Origin of the sequence: Cytobacillus sp. FSL M8-0252, assembly GCF_038007345.1 — a bacterium.
GTDB classification, from domain to species: domain Bacteria; phylum Bacillota; class Bacilli; order Bacillales; family Cytobacillaceae; genus Cytobacillus; species Cytobacillus kochii.
In genome coordinates this window covers 4,651,111-4,668,169 of sequence record NZ_JBBOWZ010000001.1, presented here as the reverse complement: position 1 = coordinate 4,668,169, position 17,059 = coordinate 4,651,111, and the positions used below count along the sequence as shown (strand labels likewise).

Here is a 17,059-nt window from a genome sequence, read left to right as displayed (position 1 = left end):
AATCAATTTCCCCTTTTTAAGTCGAGTAGTCTCTGTCTTAATTTAGGATCTGTGGCGTAAATATATAATCCATGGATGCCTCGCTTCATTAGTACATTAATAGAATTTAAGATAATTTCCTCTTTAATTTCTTGATTTTTTTCAGGCAGTAAATCCGTTCGTGAAATAAATGCTCCGGTATCTTTATACTTCAAAGGATCAATGACTAATTTCCCTTGGTCGACATCGTAGCTCACCGATGGACCAAGGACAACGCCAACGTAATTTAAGTCAAATCCTTGTACAGTATAAATGGAGCCAACTTCCTTAATAGAATTTGGGTTTTCTGCCCATGTTGTACTATCTTGGGTGCTATTCCAAGGCATATTGATTCCATTTTCATCAACTATATAAGTATTACCGTCTTTTTTGTGTAAATAATCAAAGGTTGAGACAATACGAGAAAGACCGATTTCTGCGTTTTTCTCTTTAATAGCTGTTTTGAACGTACCTGGATCTTCGAAAAATTTAAGCTCGAAGGTAGAGTCATTTTCTAAAGGTAATGGCAGAATCTTTTTTGCAACAAAATTGTCAATCCACTTAATTGTTTCTGGATTAGCATTCATTCTCATTTGATCTTTAAGTACTAACGTCTTAGCGTTATATTGTCTAGTGATTTCTGCTAGTAATCGTTCATTCCAATAACTCTTAATCTTCAAAACTTGGTTTGGGTCAAAGATAACAATGGTGATTTTACTACGTTTTATGATTTCATCTAATTGGTTTTGGTAACGAAAATTGTTATAAGAATCTTCCTTTGTAAGAAGCAAATGCGCTTCGTCTATTAAAACGATATCTGCCATTTCTTGCGCCTTTGTCTTTTCGTTTATAAACGGTGTCGGTTTCATCAGATTCTTTTTCTTCAAGTTGGGTAGACTGTTGGCAATGCTTTTATATGTCTTCAACATCTCAGTGTGATTCACCAGCAAATAATTGTCTGTTCCATATAATAAAGAGCTATCATCTTTGGCTAGATCCTGAATGGTATTAAACAGAGAGCTTAAAAGAACACTTTTACCAGTCCCCGCGTCACCTTCAATAGCAAAAACATGATTCCCGTTCTTCTTAATATTTTCATTACAAAATTTGAGAATTTCATTTTTAATATCGAGTTGTTGAGGGTTAAGCTCTTTATATGGAGAAAGTTTATAAATATCTTTATTCCTTAGGTTTTCAACAGTATCGCTTACGATTTTTTCTTCTCTAAGCTTCTCCCAAATCATTTGGAAGAGTTCTTCATTATAGAAGGATTTCTGATAATAATTATGCATGACCCTAGAACGTGTTTGACTAACATTTTGCAATTGATAGTGGTTATCAGCAATGAAATAGTTAATTAAGTTCGACTCAATATTGTAGGTCGCAGACTGATTGAATTTTTCATGTCCAATTAATATAGAATGGCTCAAATTTTTCCGTTTTTTATCTTCTCTATGCTTTTTCAAACGTCGTGAAGCTTGAACCGTCTGTCCAATATAGGCGGACGGTCTCTTTTTCTCGTTATATAGTATATATAAAATCGGATAGTTATTTAGGTGCAGAGTCTTTACAGCATTTACATGATCACGAGTAAAACTTATCTTTTCAAATACTAATCCATTCATGTTTTTAACCTCAGTATGTCTTTTTTTATATATAGTATCATACATTACAAATCAATTGTTATATATTGGGGGTATAGTATTTGTGAAGCTATTTTAGGTTAAAAGATGATTAACTTTATATATGACTTATTAATGAACCATGAAAATTATGGATGAAATGCCGATAATTTTGATAGATAGGTTATTACAAATACTGGATAGTTCTACCCAAGGGTTTAATAAGTTTTTAACAAATAGATGATAATGGGAGTGAGTAGTTGAATAGAAGGGAAGATATCATAATTGCCTGGATTACAATAGAGCAACTTTCTGAAGGTGATGTTAATAAAAAAGTTGGTGTCTTCAAAATTTCAGGAGTCTCGCCTGATAATGGGGCGTTTCTTAGTTATGATCGTATAAGTGATAGGGTTGGAATTATTGAATTTAATTTGGCTCAAAAATTCCAAAGGGGGGATAATTGTATATTCCCCCTTTTTAGGCTTCATTCTTATGTACGTACATTATAAATTTCTATTAAACAATGACTGATCAAAAAAAGATAAAATCATATCTAATAACGTAGTGATTGTTAGAATTCCACCTTCCATCCCATGGTCAGCTCCCTTAACAGAAAGAAGCGCTGCATTAGGAAGGTTTTCATATATCAATTGGGCTTGAGAGAAAGGAACGACTTTATCGGCTTCACCATGTATGATTAGAAAAGGTATGTTCTCGCTTTGGTCGTTGATGTATTGAATAGGGTTAGTTTTTTGGGCAAGTTCAATATTTTTTCGAACGGTTATTTCTCCAATAAGCTTGGCTTCATGCGAATTTTCTAGATCATGCCAACCGCCCATGTTGAGTATATCAATAGGAGCTGAGACAGTAACTGCACAATTTATATGAGTTGGATAATTAGGGTGTCCTGATTTGCCTTCTGATACATCACTTCCAATAGATGTGGCTAAGAGAGCTGCGAGATGTCCTCCTGCAGAATGACCCCAAACGCCTATTTTTTCAGGATGAATATGGTATTTTACATGATTGGCTCTTAACCAACGTACGGCTGCTTTACAGTCATGAATTTGCGCGGGAAAAATGGCTTCACCACTCAATCTATAATTGATGTTAACGACAAAATAACCATTTTTAGCAAAATATGAATTCCATTCTCGACCACCTATTCCAGCTTTATCTCCACTGGACCAACCCCCACCATGTATATAAATAATTACCGGCATTGGTTCTTCTGGAAGCCTGGTAGGGCGAATAATATCTAACAATAATGGTTTGCCATTTACATTACCATATTCAATGTCTTCAATAAGTACAGTATTCATTGAAGATAGCACTCCTTATTAATCAATTATGACTTCTGCAGTACTGTTTACTCGTATTGCTTTTTTGAATTCTTACTATACTATCTTCATTTATTAAATTTTATGTTTAGTACAAGTACTATACTTATTCTTTTTCCTAATATATATTAAAAAATAACAATTTTACATAGTTATCCTTGCTTCTTATATATCTCATATAAATCTAATAATTGTATTCCAAGTTCGCTATTAAAACCCCAAGTGTCGGTAATGATCCTAGGGTATGTTGGGATATGGCTTTTGGATTTTATTATTAGTTCTATATCTTTATAGATGTTTTCAAGTTGACTTGTTGTCCCATCTTTACCGTGTCCTAGGTTATGTCCTTTAATTTCAGATTCTATGTTTATTTTTACTTTTTCTGCTTCTTTAATAAAGTTTAATTTTTTATTAAGTCGTCCAGATTTGTTATATACTATTGTTCTACTCCTCCGATATATTGATTGCCCATCTGAAACTGCGGGCCAGCCTTTCCTTTAATTATAATTGTGTCTGGTTTAACTTGCCATTGTTGAATTCCCGTCATTCTGTTCCAATCTGGTGGAAGTGATAAATTATTTTTATTAGACTTTGGTGAAAATATTTCGAACAAGTATCTACCTTTTGCACTAGCATTAATACCATCATAGAATCTTATCCCATAAGTAGTCGAACCAGCAATATCAAGTTTAATTGAAACGATAAAGGCCGGTGTGGTTTCTAAGTACTCCTCAATACTCTCTGCTATAATTCCACATTTATAGATAGAGAAGTCAGTGTGATAGTTTTTCCAGAAGGTATAGTATTATACTATTGCGAGTACTAATACTTTATGAATTTAAACTTCTCCTCTTTTTAATTAGTAGTTGTCCTTAAGAATTCTATACTTATTCTGTCCACTTTTATTTCTATATATTTATTCATCAATTCAGGATAATCAGAGAAATACTCATCATCGTCAGTAAAAACTAACCCTGCATCAATTGTATCCTCATGTAACAAACCTCTTATATAATAATCATAACTCAAACCAATACGTTCTATTTCTTTCTTTTTTTCCTGGATGGTATGAATTATTAACTCATTTAAGATAGTAAACCCCATTGATACAGGGTAACTTTTTCCTATTTCAATTTTATAAGGACAAATAAATGCAAATCCTGTAAATTCAACACCCTCAATCTCAATTGTCACTTCTTCCTCAATTAGTGGGTCTAGCCTTTTAACAAGAGCAGTATATACCATATAAATCCTCACTTTCTACTCTGCTGGATTAATCACTAAAATATTTGCACCATTAATGGTCTTCCCAATTCTGCCACAAGGACCGGCTTCATCACGGGTAGAGAAATCGGCAACCTAGAAAGAGCTGCCCTCGTCGTTGCAATCTTCGGCGGACCGCTCGTCAAAGGCGGAATCAAAGTTGTGAAATGGCGGTAAACTCTTCAGTCTTTTCATTTGATTCCATTGACATTAAAGCCGATTCACCACCTTCAAAAAATATTAGTTTGTTATTGGTCGACGTTGTAAACTTTCAATGGTTTGTGTGATTTGTTTTTCGTTTTTCTGATGTTTTGAGATAGGTTTTGTTGCATGAAGATTTGTCTTGTATGTGTTAGGATGGATAATCACGTATAAATTAATGGTTTGCTGAGTATGTAAACAGATAAAAAGCACTTGTTGTCTAACGGACTATCAAGTGCTTTTTATCTGTTTTAAGTGATGCAAATTTAAATGTTCTTTTTATATTATTTTTGTAACTTTAATTCAGAAATTAACTCATCTAAACTGTCTGAAATCTTTTTAAACGAGCCTCGTTCATAATCTTCCAATTCAACCTTACCACTTACATTATCTAATACAACTATTTAACCATTCCCCTCTATACCTATGGGGACCTTATCAATCTTATTGTGATTGTTTATATATCCTTCTAAATTGCCTTCGAAAGAATCGAATTCAATATTTGGTAATACAGGTTCTAACCTAATATAATGAGTACATATGAATCCATCTATCTCAGCAAACCAATATGAATTAAAATAGTCTCTAATCGATGTGTGCAGCCTTATACCAAATTTCTCCTCAATCTGCATTAGATCATTCTTTTTATTTTTTTCAGTAGGTTTCCATAAAATTTCTTCTTCATCATCCATTTCACCCTGATATATAAGCGAATCAACTTCTTCATTGTATTGTGTTTTAAATAAAAAATCTAATCCTTTATTAAAATATTTTTTTCTTAAATTAAAATATTTACTCATAACATCCTTCATTACCACAATAAATCACCCTTACCTTTCAAAATATTTTTCTAATAATTCAAAAGGCACATGTTCTTCCCAAAAAGGTCCTAAATTACAAAAAGCACTTGTTGCCTTTAGTTGGCAATCAAGTGCTTTGGAATCTTGGAAAGACCCATTCCAGTTATTCTTTTCTATTTTACCTGAGGAGACACTGAAAAAATCTAATTAAAGACTACCTTAAGTGCCACATACCATTCTAAGATGATATGCCTAAATCTGTTATAAATTTCATTTCATGTAGAATGTATTCTTCAATGGGAGTTTGAGCTGTAAATGACTATTACTAGTATAAGATAATTAAGATCTCAAATAACTGTATTAATCCTTATTAAACATTTGCTTATCAACTTCTTCCAGATATCTCTCAGTATCTAAATGAGATTCAATGAGATTATCCAAAAACTGAATGCTTACCTCTCTATTCTCTTCAAATATGTGAACTTTAGCACCAGCATCTAGTAATAAGAGTACTATTTTTCTCATTTTCAATAATTCATCAATTTCTAATAGATTATACGACAAAATAAAATCATTATTATTAATTAATTTTTTTATTTCGGATATACTCATATTAGTGTTTTTTCTTAAAATAGAAATGTGTTTGACTTCATAATAATCTTTCTCTAATAATATATTCAATTTAGCCATTAAAGATTTACCTCCACGAATTAAAAATCATCTTTGGCAAAATATCGATTGGATCTTTTGTTTCCCCATCCGCGATGATGAACTGAAACTTTTCATCTCTTGCATTCCCTTTAAACTCATCGATGGCGATGACAGGAGGAATTGATTGCTTTTTGTGTAAGGCTTGTGGAATGATCCGATCAAATCGACGAATAATTGTACTTACGGATGTTCCATATTGTTCAGCCGTTTCCTTAAATGTTTTCTCTTTCACTGCCCGTAATTGAGCCATTTGGTTCCAATCTTTGGAGTACCGTTGAAAACGATCCACAATCGGATTCTTTTCGGCAAATCTTTTTCCACATCCACATACATAACGACGCTTGCGATAGAATAAAATCGTCATTCGTTCGGCTATTTTTACGTGCTTCAATTTCGTTATACGATAATCATGGACTTTCTTTGTTTGTCCTCCACAGTAAGGACAATCATGTAGAGTAATGGGCATTTCAAAGTGAATGATGTACTGTCCATTTCTTGTTTCTGTTTTTTTAATAAGGGTTTCTTCAAATCCAGGTAAGTATGGTAGAATTCATATACACGTAACTCCTATCTTATCTTTTGTCTCGACAACTTAAGTATAAGATATTTGGTAGTTACGTGCTTTTTTTTTCTCAGAATTGTAGACTTACCCCAACATTTAGTATAGAACCAAAACCTTAGAGAATTCTATATCTCTAAGGTTTATATAATTTATTTATGTGTTAGATGTGTAATAAAACAATTATCTATTGAAAATCTATTTAAAAAATCCAATGCCTCTTGAGTTACAACTAACTCACCTTTCGATGATAAACTGAAATGATGTCCTGACCAGTTTTTGAAGTGGTCTTCTTCTACTTCAATTTTACCAAGTGGAATAAATCTGCTAAATGCAGGTATTTCTATATCAGGATACATTTCTTTAAATTCATCTGACGTTGTAATCAAACACTCTTCAAGTTTGTAATCTATAAAATCACTATTCTCTAATTCTGCTCCAAGTTTACTTGACACGATGAAGGCTGGTGTGGACTCTAAAAGGTCATCTCCTAGCCATCCTTCAAATTCATAATGTAAAAATTTCACCTTACCTGATATACCCTTAGTAGTAATTTCTTCTTCTGTTCCATAAATGGTATCTTCACCATGACCACCTGATACTTCTGGTTCTAAAAAATATAATATCATTAGTTACTCCTGTTTGGATGGTGCGGTTGCCATCGCTTTGAGGTCAGGTCTTGTTAAGTTTAAAACCACAATCTTTTTCATCCTCATGTGTAAAGTATAAAAACCTCGAGAGGTATATAACCCATCAAGGTTTCAAACTATTCAACAGCTTATTTTAATCTAGGTATTACTATTTTAGGTAACTTGTAGAAGTGATATAATCAAAATCCTCAAAAGAATTAACTATGTTCTCGTACTCAAAATTGTAAATTAAAATAACAGCGTTATACAACTTATTTAAGTTAACATATCCTCTAATTTTAGGCAGTATAATCTCTTCATATGAACAGCCCTCTAATAAAGCAGAGATATTATCACTCTTTTCTTCTAATACCGCTTTTTCAATAAAATCCTCATCTGTTTCGTCCATATCAATATTGAAATCCACAAAAAATTTGGAAGGTACAGACTCTCCGTCTTCATCGTATGTTAAATTGACGTATTTCTCTAACTGGTTTTGTGTTTTAATATTGCCTAACCATATTGAAACCATTCCTTGCTTTTCCATAAATAACACACCCCTATTTTAATCTTAATCCTTCTGGCAATGATGAAATTCCACCCTCTAATCTATAGTAAGCCCAATTATTAAGTCTTCTAATAAATGTGTTATAGTCATTTGATGTATCAATAATTGCCAATAATTCATTATGTGCTCTTGTAGAACCTAATCCTCCATGTACGCCATTAGGATTGACAAATTTAACATCAGATATTGCTGTTCTTAAATCTTTAATTTTTTCAGCACTTATATCCCAAAACTTGAATTGTGGAGCCCTTGATACTAAATGCCATTCATGTAAACCACCAGGCTCTCTAAGCTGACGTTCAATTTTCTTTCTAATCTTTTTATCTTTCCATAATTCATCCAATTCTGCACTAGAAAGAGAATTAAAGAAATCATTAAATTTGCCACTTTTTGCAGTCGGGATATCTTCTGTAGTTAATTTAGATATATTCTCTATCTTACTACCTTCACCCGTATTCTTACCTACCCTACCCCTAAGGGAACTACTCATTCTCACCAACGTGCCAGACGCCATTTTACCTATTGTTGTTGATCTAAAGCCAAAGCTTGACGTACCACCCGCCACCGCATGCTGATTCTGCATCGGCAGCGCTATTCGGATCTCTCCGATCTTCTTCGTCAATTCAGCAGCCGTATTCCTCAAAGCATGAAACCCTTGTGTCACCTTACTAAAGATCCCATCAACCACCGCTTTAACCTTCTGCGGGTTAAGGACATTCTTCACCTTACTGAAAAGTTTACTTCCCCATTTCACGACTTTGATGCCACCTTTGACAAGTGGTCCACCAAAGATCGCGGCGACGAGGGCAGCTCTTTCTAGGTTGCCGATTTCTCTACCGGTGATGAAGTCGGTTCCTGTGGCAGCTTCGATACCGGCTTTGAGATTGGAGAGAACTGGTACAAAGTCTAAACCAGTCGAAATCCAGCCTAAGGTTGATTGATTCTTTTCGACATCCTTTATCGGTTGACCACTAAAGGCAAAGTTCATAGATGAAAATGGTGCATTTGGCATCATGCCGAGTGCCAATGGTCCATAGGTTTGTGATAATGACATGCCGCCAATGACTGGGTCGTTTAACAGGCGAGCGAGCTGATTAGGCTGATAGGTTGATAGACTTAATGTCCCATTTTGGAATAATGTTTGGATTTCACTGATGGTGCTTTTGAGCCTTGATAGGTCTTGGGCAGTTGCTTCTAGTTTATTTGTTTGTTGTTGGTCGAAGTGATGTAGTCTCTCAATCGTTTGTGTCATTTGATTAGTGGCCGATTGGGCATGTTGATGTACCCGATAATCATCCAGCCTCGGCAAGGAGACGATATCATCGACTGATTGGATGGTGCGGTTGCCTTCGTCCGTTAAGTCGCTTGTGATGTTTTCTGTTCTTCTGATGCCTTGAGTTAGGTCTTGTTGTATGAAGCTTTGTCGTATCATCGCTCGACTGGATGAATCTAGTGAACGTAGTGATTGGGTGAGTTCTTTTAATGTTGCTTCATATTGTTCTACCATTTGTTTCATCGATTGGAGAAAGGGGAGATGGACGTCTTTGTAAAACGCGCGGATGGAATTTCCGCCTTCCCCGCGGAGCTCGCTTTCTAAGCTACTAATAGAAAGGATGCTCATTTCTAGCGTTTCGAGCTGGTTTCTTAAGTGCTTCAATCCATTTTGTGTGTTATTTATGCCCGACTGTAACTCATCAGCGTCTAATACTTTCATTATATGTCACCTCGCAGGTCTCGTACAAATATGGCTCATTGATAAAACTGGTAATTTATATGTATGCAATTTTAATTGTGGCTGAAAATAAAAAATAACCCCTAAAACAAGGGGTCTATGCTCAACTCAAAGTCCCACGTTCTACTTGCTCATACAATACCCCCATATTCACCTTCAGCTTTCGTGATATCTCACATAAAGCATTAATAGCATCCGCTTTGTTGTCACCTAATTGATAAACGACATCGTCAAATAGCATTTGCATCTCTTTTAGGATGGCGGTGGATGCTTGGTTATAGAGGTGGACATTAAAATAGCCATTGTTGTTAAAGATGGCGCTTTCTACGTAAGGTCTAAAGTGATTGAGTAGTGTTGGGTATTCGCTAATTAATCGTTCTAGTCCTTTACGGATGCCTTCGACGGTAGAAGCTAGTTCGTCTAGTGGCTGGAGTGTGTTTGAGACGGTGTTTCTGATTTTATCATCATAGTCTGTGAATAGACTGATGAGCTTTCCAGGTAATGTGTGGTTTAATGCTATATTTGTTGCTCCTTTGATACTGGTTGATAGGATTTCAAGTGTGCTCTCGATGGCGAAAGTCACGACTTTCCCTGTTTCTAAAAGAGGGAAAAGCAGTGCCTGTGTCGATACTGTAAATGCAGTGTAGGCAGTGTCTAGTTGAATGTCTTTTATTTTCATTTTCCATTCCATGTAAGGGGAGTCTTCAAGTGTGTAAGTGTTCGTTCCCTGGACTGAAACGGAGTGAGAATGAGTTGATTTATTTTTAATCGATTGCCCTAGAGACTGATCCTGCATTTGAAAGTTCGTGGCAACATCTTGTACTTGTTTTTGGAATTCAGTGATATGAGAAAGAAGCTTATCTCTATTACCATTCACAATGCCATAATGGGCATTTAATTCACCAACTACTGCATCATACCAAGCTTCCTTGCCACCTCTAAAAATTTCAGGAATTTTGTCTGAGATGATTTGCATCATGTTTCTTGAGATATTTTGAATATCTGCCTTGAGTTCGTATAGCTGATTACGAAGCTGTGCAAATATACTTTCTACACTGATGTCTGTTTGAAAAATATGTTCAAGAAGTTCTGCTGGTGGAGAATTTAAGATATAGTTCAAAGATTTGCTATTGTTTTCTGCAATATCTAATATGGAAATTAGATGATCAATTTCTGCTGTTAATCGGTTGCTAATATTCGTGATACCAATAAATAGGGGTTCACTAAAAATATTATCAAACAAATTCTCAAACGTATTTTGCAGCTGGTTAAGTCGTTCATAAAACCGATTGCCTTCGTGTTCCACAATTGCAACCGAATGGCCAAGGTATTCACGGGAAAGATTCAATCTTTCCATTATATGATTCTGTAGAGATGTAGCCAGTATATCTAGGTTTTCTTTGTTAATTTCAATACGTTCAGATTGACCGCCATAAAGGGGGATACCCGTCCAGATGCTAGAAACGATATGAGCATCTGCATCGATATAAATCTTACCGTATCCTGGTTTGCCAACTTCTCCAATCACATAGTACTGGGAACCATCTTCATTACGTAAATAGCCTGTGTGGTTTGTAGCAAGCATGGAAAATCCGGGAATTCCATTAAAGATTTCATACTGTTTACCTGGAATTCTGTCATGCAGATTTAATGCGATCAAAGTCTGTGTCAATACATCGTAGCTACTGAAGTAGTTAGTGATATTATCATAAGTCTGATTAGGATCAACCATCCCATCAGGAAGGAGAGCAGGGTTTAAAGTAACTGCATTAACCTCTGGATTCTCGACAGCCACAGCGCCTACCAACCCACCACCAAGGGAATTTCCTGCGATTGATTGGACACCGCCGACTTGGTAGTATTTTTCATTCATTCTAGTATAATAGTTTCTTGCTGCAGATAACTGTGCGGGTGTTAGGTCACTTAACAGTTGAACGTCTGTAAGAATATCCTGCTCCCCATATTCTCCACTTGCATCCGTACCAACATAAATTATAGATATTTCATCAGTCTCCATATTTATGACTGTCATGGCGTCAAGTCCTGTTGGGTTTTCGTAAAGGGTATCAATAACCGTATAATCTACATTATTTACTTGTAAAACTGAATCAAGTAATGGGTATGTGTATGCATGTAGACCTGCGAGTTCAACTAGATCTTTATCATTATTGGAACCGATACTCGTATTTATATTTGGTGAATCCTTTAGTTTATCCATTTATTCACCTGCTTTATTCCTTAATAATATAATCTGGGAAACTACGTTTTAAAGAATTTTCTTTTGCACCTTCAGAACTCTGGTTATCAATAAAGTTATCATTAAGAGAGAAACTGTAGGTCCCACTAGGGATTGAGTCCATCTCTTCTAACTCTTTAGTAACTTTATTAAATAATTCTTCGCTAGGTTTTGCTTGCTTGTCAGCCATGAATAGTTGAATATTAATTTTGAAGTTTTCAGTATTAAATAATTCTTCTTCATATGCGTTTCGTAAATTTTCTGTGCTTTCATCAGGATTGCTTAAATAAAGGTCATAGACGGGTTGGATAGATTCTTCCTTACTTGTTAAAGCTATAAAGTAATAGGGAGTCATAAAGCCATGACCACCAACATTTTCTAGTGCCTCTATTGTTTTTCCGGTCACTGGTTCTTCTGACGCGACTGACTCTAGGTATTCATCTAGTTTTTTAAACTCTTCATTAAATATCATGTGATATAATCCGCCTTTAATGGCGTTCTCTACCTGAAACTCATCTGCCCAAATTTGATCAATCATTACCTGATTTTCACTTTCATCAACTGGAACGACTGCATAAGTATAAAAGTGAGGTTCGCTCAAAGATTCAACAAAGACAGTTGCACCATCTTTAGCCCCGACTACATTGTGCACAGTTACCTCGGTTTTATAATTTTCCTGAAAAAATGTTATAGTTCCTTCTTCAATTTGTTTCAGGTTCTTTTCAGCAATTTGGTCCGTCTTCTTGCCATATGGGAGCGCATAACCTTCTCCGGTGTACTCCTGAACGCTAACAAGAGAGTCATTCGAAGGGTTTGTTTGTGTATCATTTCCTTTTGCATTATCAATATTGTTATTTGTACCATTCATATCTGAACATCCTCCAAGTATCATTGTAATTCCAACACTGTAGAGCAAAAATTTAGTTAGCTTCTTCATCGTTTGTTTATCCTCCCTAAAGGGCTATGCCATATTAATATTGTAGCGAATAAAGTTAGTTATTTACAGATAAAAGGTGAAAAATTACCCTTTTGATGGAAAAATAGGAATAAAGTCAGTGTGTTTTTGTTGAATTATCTATTCCTTAACAATATAATCCGGAAAAGCCCGCTTCAAAGAATTCTCCTTAGTGCCTTCACCAGATTCCGCATGAATGAAATGATCATTTAAATAGAAGCTATAGGTGCCTTTAGGAATATTGTTCATTTCCTCGAGGTCACTTATCACTTGTGTGAAAATCTCTTCACTTGGTTCTGCTTGTTGCTCTTTCATAAACAATTGGATATTAATTTGGAAGTTTTCTTTATCAAATAAGCTTTCCTCATACGCATCTCTTAGCGTTTCAATATTCGAATCGGGGTTTTGTAAATAAAGGTCATACACGGGTTTGATGGCGGCATCATCAGGGTCAGTAGAAATAAAATAATAAGGCGTCATAAAGCCATGTCCACCAACATTTTCAAGCGCTGCTTCTGTTTTACCAACTACTTCTCCTTCTGCAACCAATGACTCAAAGTAATCATCAAGCTTCTTGAACTCTTCGCTAAAAATCATATGATATAACCCGCCCTTAATAGCGTTTTCTACTTGAAAGGCATCGGCTGAAATTTGCTCGGTCATCACTTTCTTTTCTTTTTCATCAATTGGTACAACGGCGTATGTATAAAAATGAGGTTCACCCACCGATTCCACAAAGACCGTGGCGGCATCTAGAGCTCCGACTACATTGTGCACTATGACTTCGGTTTGGTAGTTTTCTTGAAAAAGTGCGACTGCGGCCTTTTCAATTTGTTCTCGATGATCTTCGGCAATCTGATCGGTTTCTTTTCCGTATGGTAAGGCATAGCCGTCACCGTTGTATTCCGCCACACTTACTAAGGCGTCATCAGAAGCATTTGTCTCACTCGTGTCAGTTGGATTAGAACATCCACCCAACATGATGATTATTCCCAGACACCAAAGAGAAATCTTAGAGATAGGAACCATTTTTGTTTACTCCCTCCAAAAAGGTCTTCCTTTTATTGTAGCGAAGAAAGTTAGATATTTACAGATTCATAGGTGAAAAATTACCCTTTTTATGCAAAAATAGGAGATATGGAATAGAGGAAAGAGGGAAGATTGTATGAAGAATAAGGGGATTTTTATTACCACTGTATGGCTTTTATTATTGCTTATGATTTCGGCTTGTGGAAATACTGGTAATGAGACACATAAACAGTTGGATCCGGAACAAATAAAACAAGTCTCTACCCAAAGCGAAAAGGAACAGCCTCCAATCACTCATAATGAAAATTCTTTAAAAGAGACGTATATAAAAGAGTTCAATCGTACGCAAAAAGAGTTGGAAGAAGTAAAACCAGCGGATGCTTCCACTTATGCAATGAAAAAAGTAGAGGGTGATCGATATGATGCTTGGGATGCGTTGTTAAATGAAGTTTATCAGGTGTTAGAGGAGGAACTTTCAACAGAAGAGATGGATCATCTAAGAGAAGAACAACGAAATTGGCTCAATGATAGAGATGATACGGCAAAAAATGCGTCATTAAAGTTTGAAGGTGGAACACAGGAACAGCTAGAATATGTATCGGTGCTAGCCAATCTTACTGAAGAAAGGTGTTACGAGCTAATCAATACCTATTTGTAGTAGTAGGCCAAAAACTCCCTATACCCATCCCACGATATATCTGCTTTAATTAGTATAGTAGTGCAAATTGTTTGAAGTAGGTAAAGAATCGAGGAAGAGAAGTTGAAAAAGTTCAAGAAGTTTTATTTGGAGATTACGAGTGTTTGTAATTTGGCTTGTAGTTTTTGTCCGCCGACAGAACGGGCGAAGCAGTTTATTTCTTTGGAAGATTTTGCGAAGCGGTTGGATCAGATTAAGCCGCATACGGATTATATTTATTTGCATGTAAAGGGTGAGCCGCTGCTTCATCCGAAAATTGGGCAGTTGCTTGATATCAGTCACGAAAAAGGCTTTAAGGTCAATATTACAACCAATGGGACGCTCATTAATAAGAAGAGGGAGAAGTTATTGAACAAGCCGGCTCTAAGGCAGATGAATTTCTCACTTCACAGTTTTGATGGCCATATAGGTTCGGAGGATAAAGAAGGATATGTAAAGAGTATTCTTTCGTTTATTAAGGAAGCGACGAGTCAATCGGAGCTGATTGTGTCACTAAGGCTATGGAACTTGACGCAAGATAATGCGACGAATTTGGAGAAAAAACGAAATAGAGAAGTGCTGGAAATCATTGAAAAAGAATTTAACTTGGATTATCGCATTGAAGAAAAGGTCGTACCTGGTAGCGGTGTGAAAATTGCTGATCGTATATATATTAATCAAGATTATGAATTTCAGTGGCCCGCTCTTCATGAAGAAGAGGATGATGGCAAAGGCTTCTGTTACGGCATGCGTAATCAAGCGGGCATCTTAGCCAATGGTACCGTAATTCCATGCTGTTTAGATGGGGAGGGTATCATCAATCTCGGCAATATTAATGAAAATTCTTTTTCGGAGATTATTGAAATGGATCGAGCAAAGAATCTCGTTGATGGTTTTTCGCGAAGAGAGGCTGTCGAGGAATTATGTAGGAAATGTGGGTATCGTAAACGGTTTGGGAAATAAAAAGGGAATCTAGGTCAGCCTAGATTCCCTTTTTTACCATTCCTTAGGCTCATAATTCAACTCTCTAAACAATTGATTCTTCTCCTTCTTAGACAAATCGCGCCATTGTCCAGGCGGGAGGGAACCTAAGTTGATATTCATGATGCGAATCCTTTGTAAACGTAATACGTCGTAGCCGAATTCAGCACACATGCGGCGAATCTGGCGGTTGAGACCTTGTGTTAAAGTGATTTGAAAATCAAATTTGGATAAGGGGACGATTTTACAAGGTAGGGTAGTGGTCCCTAAGATTTTCACACCTTCTGACATCTGCTTCACGAATTCAGGCGTGATCGGTTTGTCGACAGAAACGATATATTCTTTTTCATGCTGGTTTTCCGCACGTAAGATCTCATTCACGATATCACCGTCATTGGTCATTAAGATTAAGCCCTCTGAGTCTTTATCTAAACGGCCGATATTAAATATGCGTAATGGGTGATTCACGAGGTCAACGATATTCCCTTTGACACCCTTTTCGGTTGTGCTCGTAATCCCTACAGGTTTATTGAGCGCAATATAAACATTATTTCTGGCTACACGGATTTGATTACCGTCTACACGAACGTCATCGCCTGGTTCGACTTGAGTACCAATCGCAGCACGTTTCCCATTAATGGTGACTCTCCCGTCAGCAATTAATTTATCCGCTCCTCTTCTAGAAGCCTTTCCTGATTCACTAATATATTTATTAAGGCGCATATTGCCACATCCTTTTTAAATGATTCGTTAAGTACTAACTATACGGGTATTTTACCTACGAATCAAACCGTTTTCGAAAAAATTTACTAGGTGTTTTTTTGACAGATAAGAGTTTGTATTATAAGGGGGAGGTTTCTAAGAAGGCATTGATTTTAGCTGTGTTGATATGTAAGGTAATAATCTTACTACAATAGAGTAGGTCGAGTTTCAATGATTTGTGGTGTATTTTTTAATAAGAAGTAATCACAAAAAAACCATCATTTACTCTGCTATTTTTACAGAGAACAATGGCTTTTGTTTAGGTTATGAATAGTATGAAGTGCATTGAACGAATGGTAAATGCTAATTAAATTATAAAAATGGAAATGAGAGATTAAACCGTTTTTTTGTCGAAAAATAAATTTAGGTCAGTTTTATCTGTATCATCAGCCAAAGCATCATGAATATGATTATTTAATTGTTGCATTTTTCCTTTTTCGAAAAAGGGAACCCTAATAATGTAAGGTGATCCAGATTTTTCTATTAAAAGAATAGTCTGAATCCCGTTGCCGGCTATTCCGACCCCCAAGATTAAGAAGATTAGTCCCATTAGGAAGCTATTTGCAAATACCCCCATACCGATGAAAAATAAAATCAGGCCAAAAATCATCGGCTTTAAGTAATACTTAGAAGATAACATAGATCCAGAAATATTTTTTAAAGGAATATTCTGTTGGTCTTTTCCTGCAGGTAAGAATCCTAAGATAGTATTAGATAAATCAGTCTTTATAAACCTTTTATCTATTTCGATTTTCCCCTTAACCCAAAAGAAAAGAAGATTAGTTGAAAAAGTAACATCTTTCATTTTTTCATCTCCTCAAAATAATAGTAACAATAACCTATTACAATATTATCATTTAATTTCTTGAAAATGTATATTTATAAGTAATTATTATCTAAAATTGTATTCATTTATATCAATAGGTTTTTTTTACTTAATAGGCACTCGAATTTAATGGTGAATTTAAATGAAGATA

General features: G+C 35.6%; 17 protein-coding genes and 1 pseudogene. 3 read left to right on the top strand and 15 right to left on the bottom strand.

What is annotated here, in order from left to right; all coding sequences use genetic code 11:
- Nucleotides 1-2 precede the first annotated feature (2 nt).
- Nucleotides 3-1,643, bottom strand: a complete 1,641-nt coding sequence (locus MKX83_RS23585; protein WP_095371375.1) for a DUF2075 domain-containing protein — start codon at nucleotides 1,641-1,643, stop codon at nucleotides 3-5.
- A 257-nt stretch (nucleotides 1,644-1,900) separates the two neighbouring features.
- Here MKX83_RS23585 and MKX83_RS23580 point away from each other — a divergent pair, with 257 nt between their 5' ends.
- Nucleotides 1,901-2,149, top strand: a complete 249-nt coding sequence (locus MKX83_RS23580; protein ID WP_341058392.1) for a hypothetical protein — start codon at nucleotides 1,901-1,903, stop codon at nucleotides 2,147-2,149.
- Here MKX83_RS23580 and MKX83_RS23575 read toward each other — a convergent pair.
- The 12 genes and pseudogenes from MKX83_RS23575 to MKX83_RS23520 form a co-directional block, all read right to left on the bottom strand.
- The gene (locus MKX83_RS23575; RefSeq protein ID WP_341058389.1) at nucleotides 2,144-2,962 is read right to left on the bottom strand and encodes an alpha/beta hydrolase; all 819 of its coding nucleotides are present in this window, start codon (nucleotides 2,960-2,962) and stop codon (nucleotides 2,144-2,146) included. The genes MKX83_RS23580 and MKX83_RS23575 overlap by 6 nt on opposite strands.
- Before the next feature lie 454 nt (nucleotides 2,963-3,416).
- On the bottom strand, nucleotides 3,417-3,593 hold the full coding sequence (locus MKX83_RS23570) for a hypothetical protein (protein ID WP_341058387.1): 177 nt from the start codon (nucleotides 3,591-3,593) through the stop codon (nucleotides 3,417-3,419).
- 242 nt (nucleotides 3,594-3,835) lie between these two features.
- Nucleotides 3,836-4,225, bottom strand: a complete 390-nt coding sequence (locus MKX83_RS23565; protein WP_341058384.1) for a hypothetical protein — start codon at nucleotides 4,223-4,225, stop codon at nucleotides 3,836-3,838.
- A 503-nt stretch (nucleotides 4,226-4,728) separates the two neighbouring features.
- Nucleotides 4,729-5,244, bottom strand: a pseudogene (locus MKX83_RS23560) (SecY-interacting protein Syd).
- Nucleotides 5,245-5,604: 360 nt separating this feature from the next.
- On the bottom strand, nucleotides 5,605-5,934 hold the full coding sequence (locus MKX83_RS23555; RefSeq protein ID WP_341058381.1) for a hypothetical protein: 330 nt from the start codon (nucleotides 5,932-5,934) through the stop codon (nucleotides 5,605-5,607).
- 7 nt (nucleotides 5,935-5,941) lie between these two features.
- Nucleotides 5,942-6,421: a transposase family protein gene (locus MKX83_RS23550; RefSeq protein WP_341058379.1), complete on the bottom strand. Its 480-nt coding sequence runs from the start codon at nucleotides 6,419-6,421 to the stop codon at nucleotides 5,942-5,944.
- A 245-nt stretch (nucleotides 6,422-6,666) separates the two neighbouring features.
- A complete protein-coding gene (locus MKX83_RS23545) occupies nucleotides 6,667-7,143 on the bottom strand; it encodes a hypothetical protein (protein WP_307318963.1) in 477 nt (158 codons plus the stop codon).
- 169 nt (nucleotides 7,144-7,312) lie between these two features.
- Nucleotides 7,313-7,690, bottom strand: a complete 378-nt coding sequence (locus MKX83_RS23540; protein WP_307318957.1) for an immunity 22 family protein — start codon at nucleotides 7,688-7,690, stop codon at nucleotides 7,313-7,315.
- Between the two features lie 13 nt (nucleotides 7,691-7,703).
- Complete coding sequence (locus MKX83_RS23535) at nucleotides 7,704-9,425, bottom strand: T7SS effector LXG polymorphic toxin (protein ID WP_341058372.1); 1,722 nt, start codon at nucleotides 9,423-9,425, stop codon at nucleotides 7,704-7,706.
- 121 nt (nucleotides 9,426-9,546) lie between these two features.
- A complete protein-coding gene (locus tag MKX83_RS23530; RefSeq protein ID WP_341058370.1) occupies nucleotides 9,547-11,661 on the bottom strand; it encodes an SA1320 family protein in 2,115 nt (704 codons plus the stop codon).
- A gap of 13 nt (nucleotides 11,662-11,674) precedes the next feature.
- Nucleotides 11,675-12,616 carry a DUF1672 family protein gene (locus MKX83_RS23525; protein ID WP_341058368.1) on the bottom strand — a complete coding sequence of 314 codons (942 nt, stop codon included), beginning with the start codon at nucleotides 12,614-12,616 and terminating at the stop codon, nucleotides 11,675-11,677.
- Between the two features lie 138 nt (nucleotides 12,617-12,754).
- Complete coding sequence (locus tag MKX83_RS23520; protein ID WP_341058365.1) at nucleotides 12,755-13,615, bottom strand: DUF1672 family protein; 861 nt, start codon at nucleotides 13,613-13,615, stop codon at nucleotides 12,755-12,757.
- Between the two features lie 184 nt (nucleotides 13,616-13,799).
- Between MKX83_RS23520 and MKX83_RS23515 the strand changes: the two genes are divergently transcribed.
- Nucleotides 13,800-14,321 carry a lysozyme inhibitor LprI family protein gene (locus tag MKX83_RS23515; protein ID WP_328200319.1) on the top strand — a complete coding sequence of 174 codons (522 nt, stop codon included), beginning with the start codon at nucleotides 13,800-13,802 and terminating at the stop codon, nucleotides 14,319-14,321.
- 102 nt (nucleotides 14,322-14,423) lie between these two features.
- A complete protein-coding gene (locus MKX83_RS23510; protein WP_095371383.1) occupies nucleotides 14,424-15,302 on the top strand; it encodes a radical SAM/SPASM domain-containing protein in 879 nt (292 codons plus the stop codon).
- 33 nt (nucleotides 15,303-15,335) lie between these two features.
- Here the strand turns inward: MKX83_RS23510 and rluF are convergent, their stop codons facing one another.
- On the bottom strand, nucleotides 15,336-16,043 hold the full coding sequence (gene rluF / locus MKX83_RS23505) for a 23S rRNA pseudouridine(2604) synthase RluF (protein WP_095371384.1): 708 nt from the start codon (nucleotides 16,041-16,043) through the stop codon (nucleotides 15,336-15,338).
- Between the two features lie 373 nt (nucleotides 16,044-16,416).
- Nucleotides 16,417-16,887 carry a hypothetical protein gene (locus tag MKX83_RS23500; protein WP_095371385.1) on the bottom strand — a complete coding sequence of 157 codons (471 nt, stop codon included), beginning with the start codon at nucleotides 16,885-16,887 and terminating at the stop codon, nucleotides 16,417-16,419.
- Between the last annotated feature and the right edge of the window lie 172 nt (nucleotides 16,888-17,059).

Coding starts and splice junctions, on each gene's coding strand:
- MKX83_RS23530 (WP_341058370.1), bottom strand. CDS start 11,661: ATGGATAAACTAAAGGATTCACCAAATATAAATACGAGTATCGGTTCC.
- MKX83_RS23500 (WP_095371385.1), bottom strand. CDS start 16,887: ATGAAAGATGTTACTTTTTCAACTAATCTTCTTTTCTTTTGGGTTAAG.
- MKX83_RS23565 (WP_341058384.1), bottom strand. CDS start 4,225: ATGGTATATACTGCTCTTGTTAAAAGGCTAGACCCACTAATTGAGGAA.
- MKX83_RS23585 (WP_095371375.1), bottom strand. CDS start 1,643: ATGAATGGATTAGTATTTGAAAAGATAAGTTTTACTCGTGATCATGTA.
- MKX83_RS23550 (WP_341058379.1), bottom strand. CDS start 6,421: ATGCCCATTACTCTACATGATTGTCCTTACTGTGGAGGACAAACAAAG.
- MKX83_RS23575 (WP_341058389.1), bottom strand. CDS start 2,962: ATGAATACTGTACTTATTGAAGACATTGAATATGGTAATGTAAATGGC.
- MKX83_RS23515 (WP_328200319.1), top strand. CDS start 13,800: ATGAAGAATAAGGGGATTTTTATTACCACTGTATGGCTTTTATTATTG.
- MKX83_RS23535 (WP_341058372.1), bottom strand. CDS start 9,425: ATGAAAGTATTAGACGCTGATGAGTTACAGTCGGGCATAAATAACACA.
- MKX83_RS23520 (WP_341058365.1), bottom strand. CDS start 13,615: ATGTTGGGTGGATGTTCTAATCCAACTGACACGAGTGAGACAAATGCT.
- rluF (WP_095371384.1), bottom strand. CDS start 16,043: ATGCGCCTTAATAAATATATTAGTGAATCAGGAAAGGCTTCTAGAAGA.
- MKX83_RS23545 (WP_307318963.1), bottom strand. CDS start 7,143: ATGATATTATATTTTTTAGAACCAGAAGTATCAGGTGGTCATGGTGAA.
- MKX83_RS23525 (WP_341058368.1), bottom strand. CDS start 12,616: ATGAAGAAGCTAACTAAATTTTTGCTCTACAGTGTTGGAATTACAATG.
- MKX83_RS23555 (WP_341058381.1), bottom strand. CDS start 5,934: ATGGCTAAATTGAATATATTATTAGAGAAAGATTATTATGAAGTCAAA.
- MKX83_RS23540 (WP_307318957.1), bottom strand. CDS start 7,690: ATGGAAAAGCAAGGAATGGTTTCAATATGGTTAGGCAATATTAAAACA.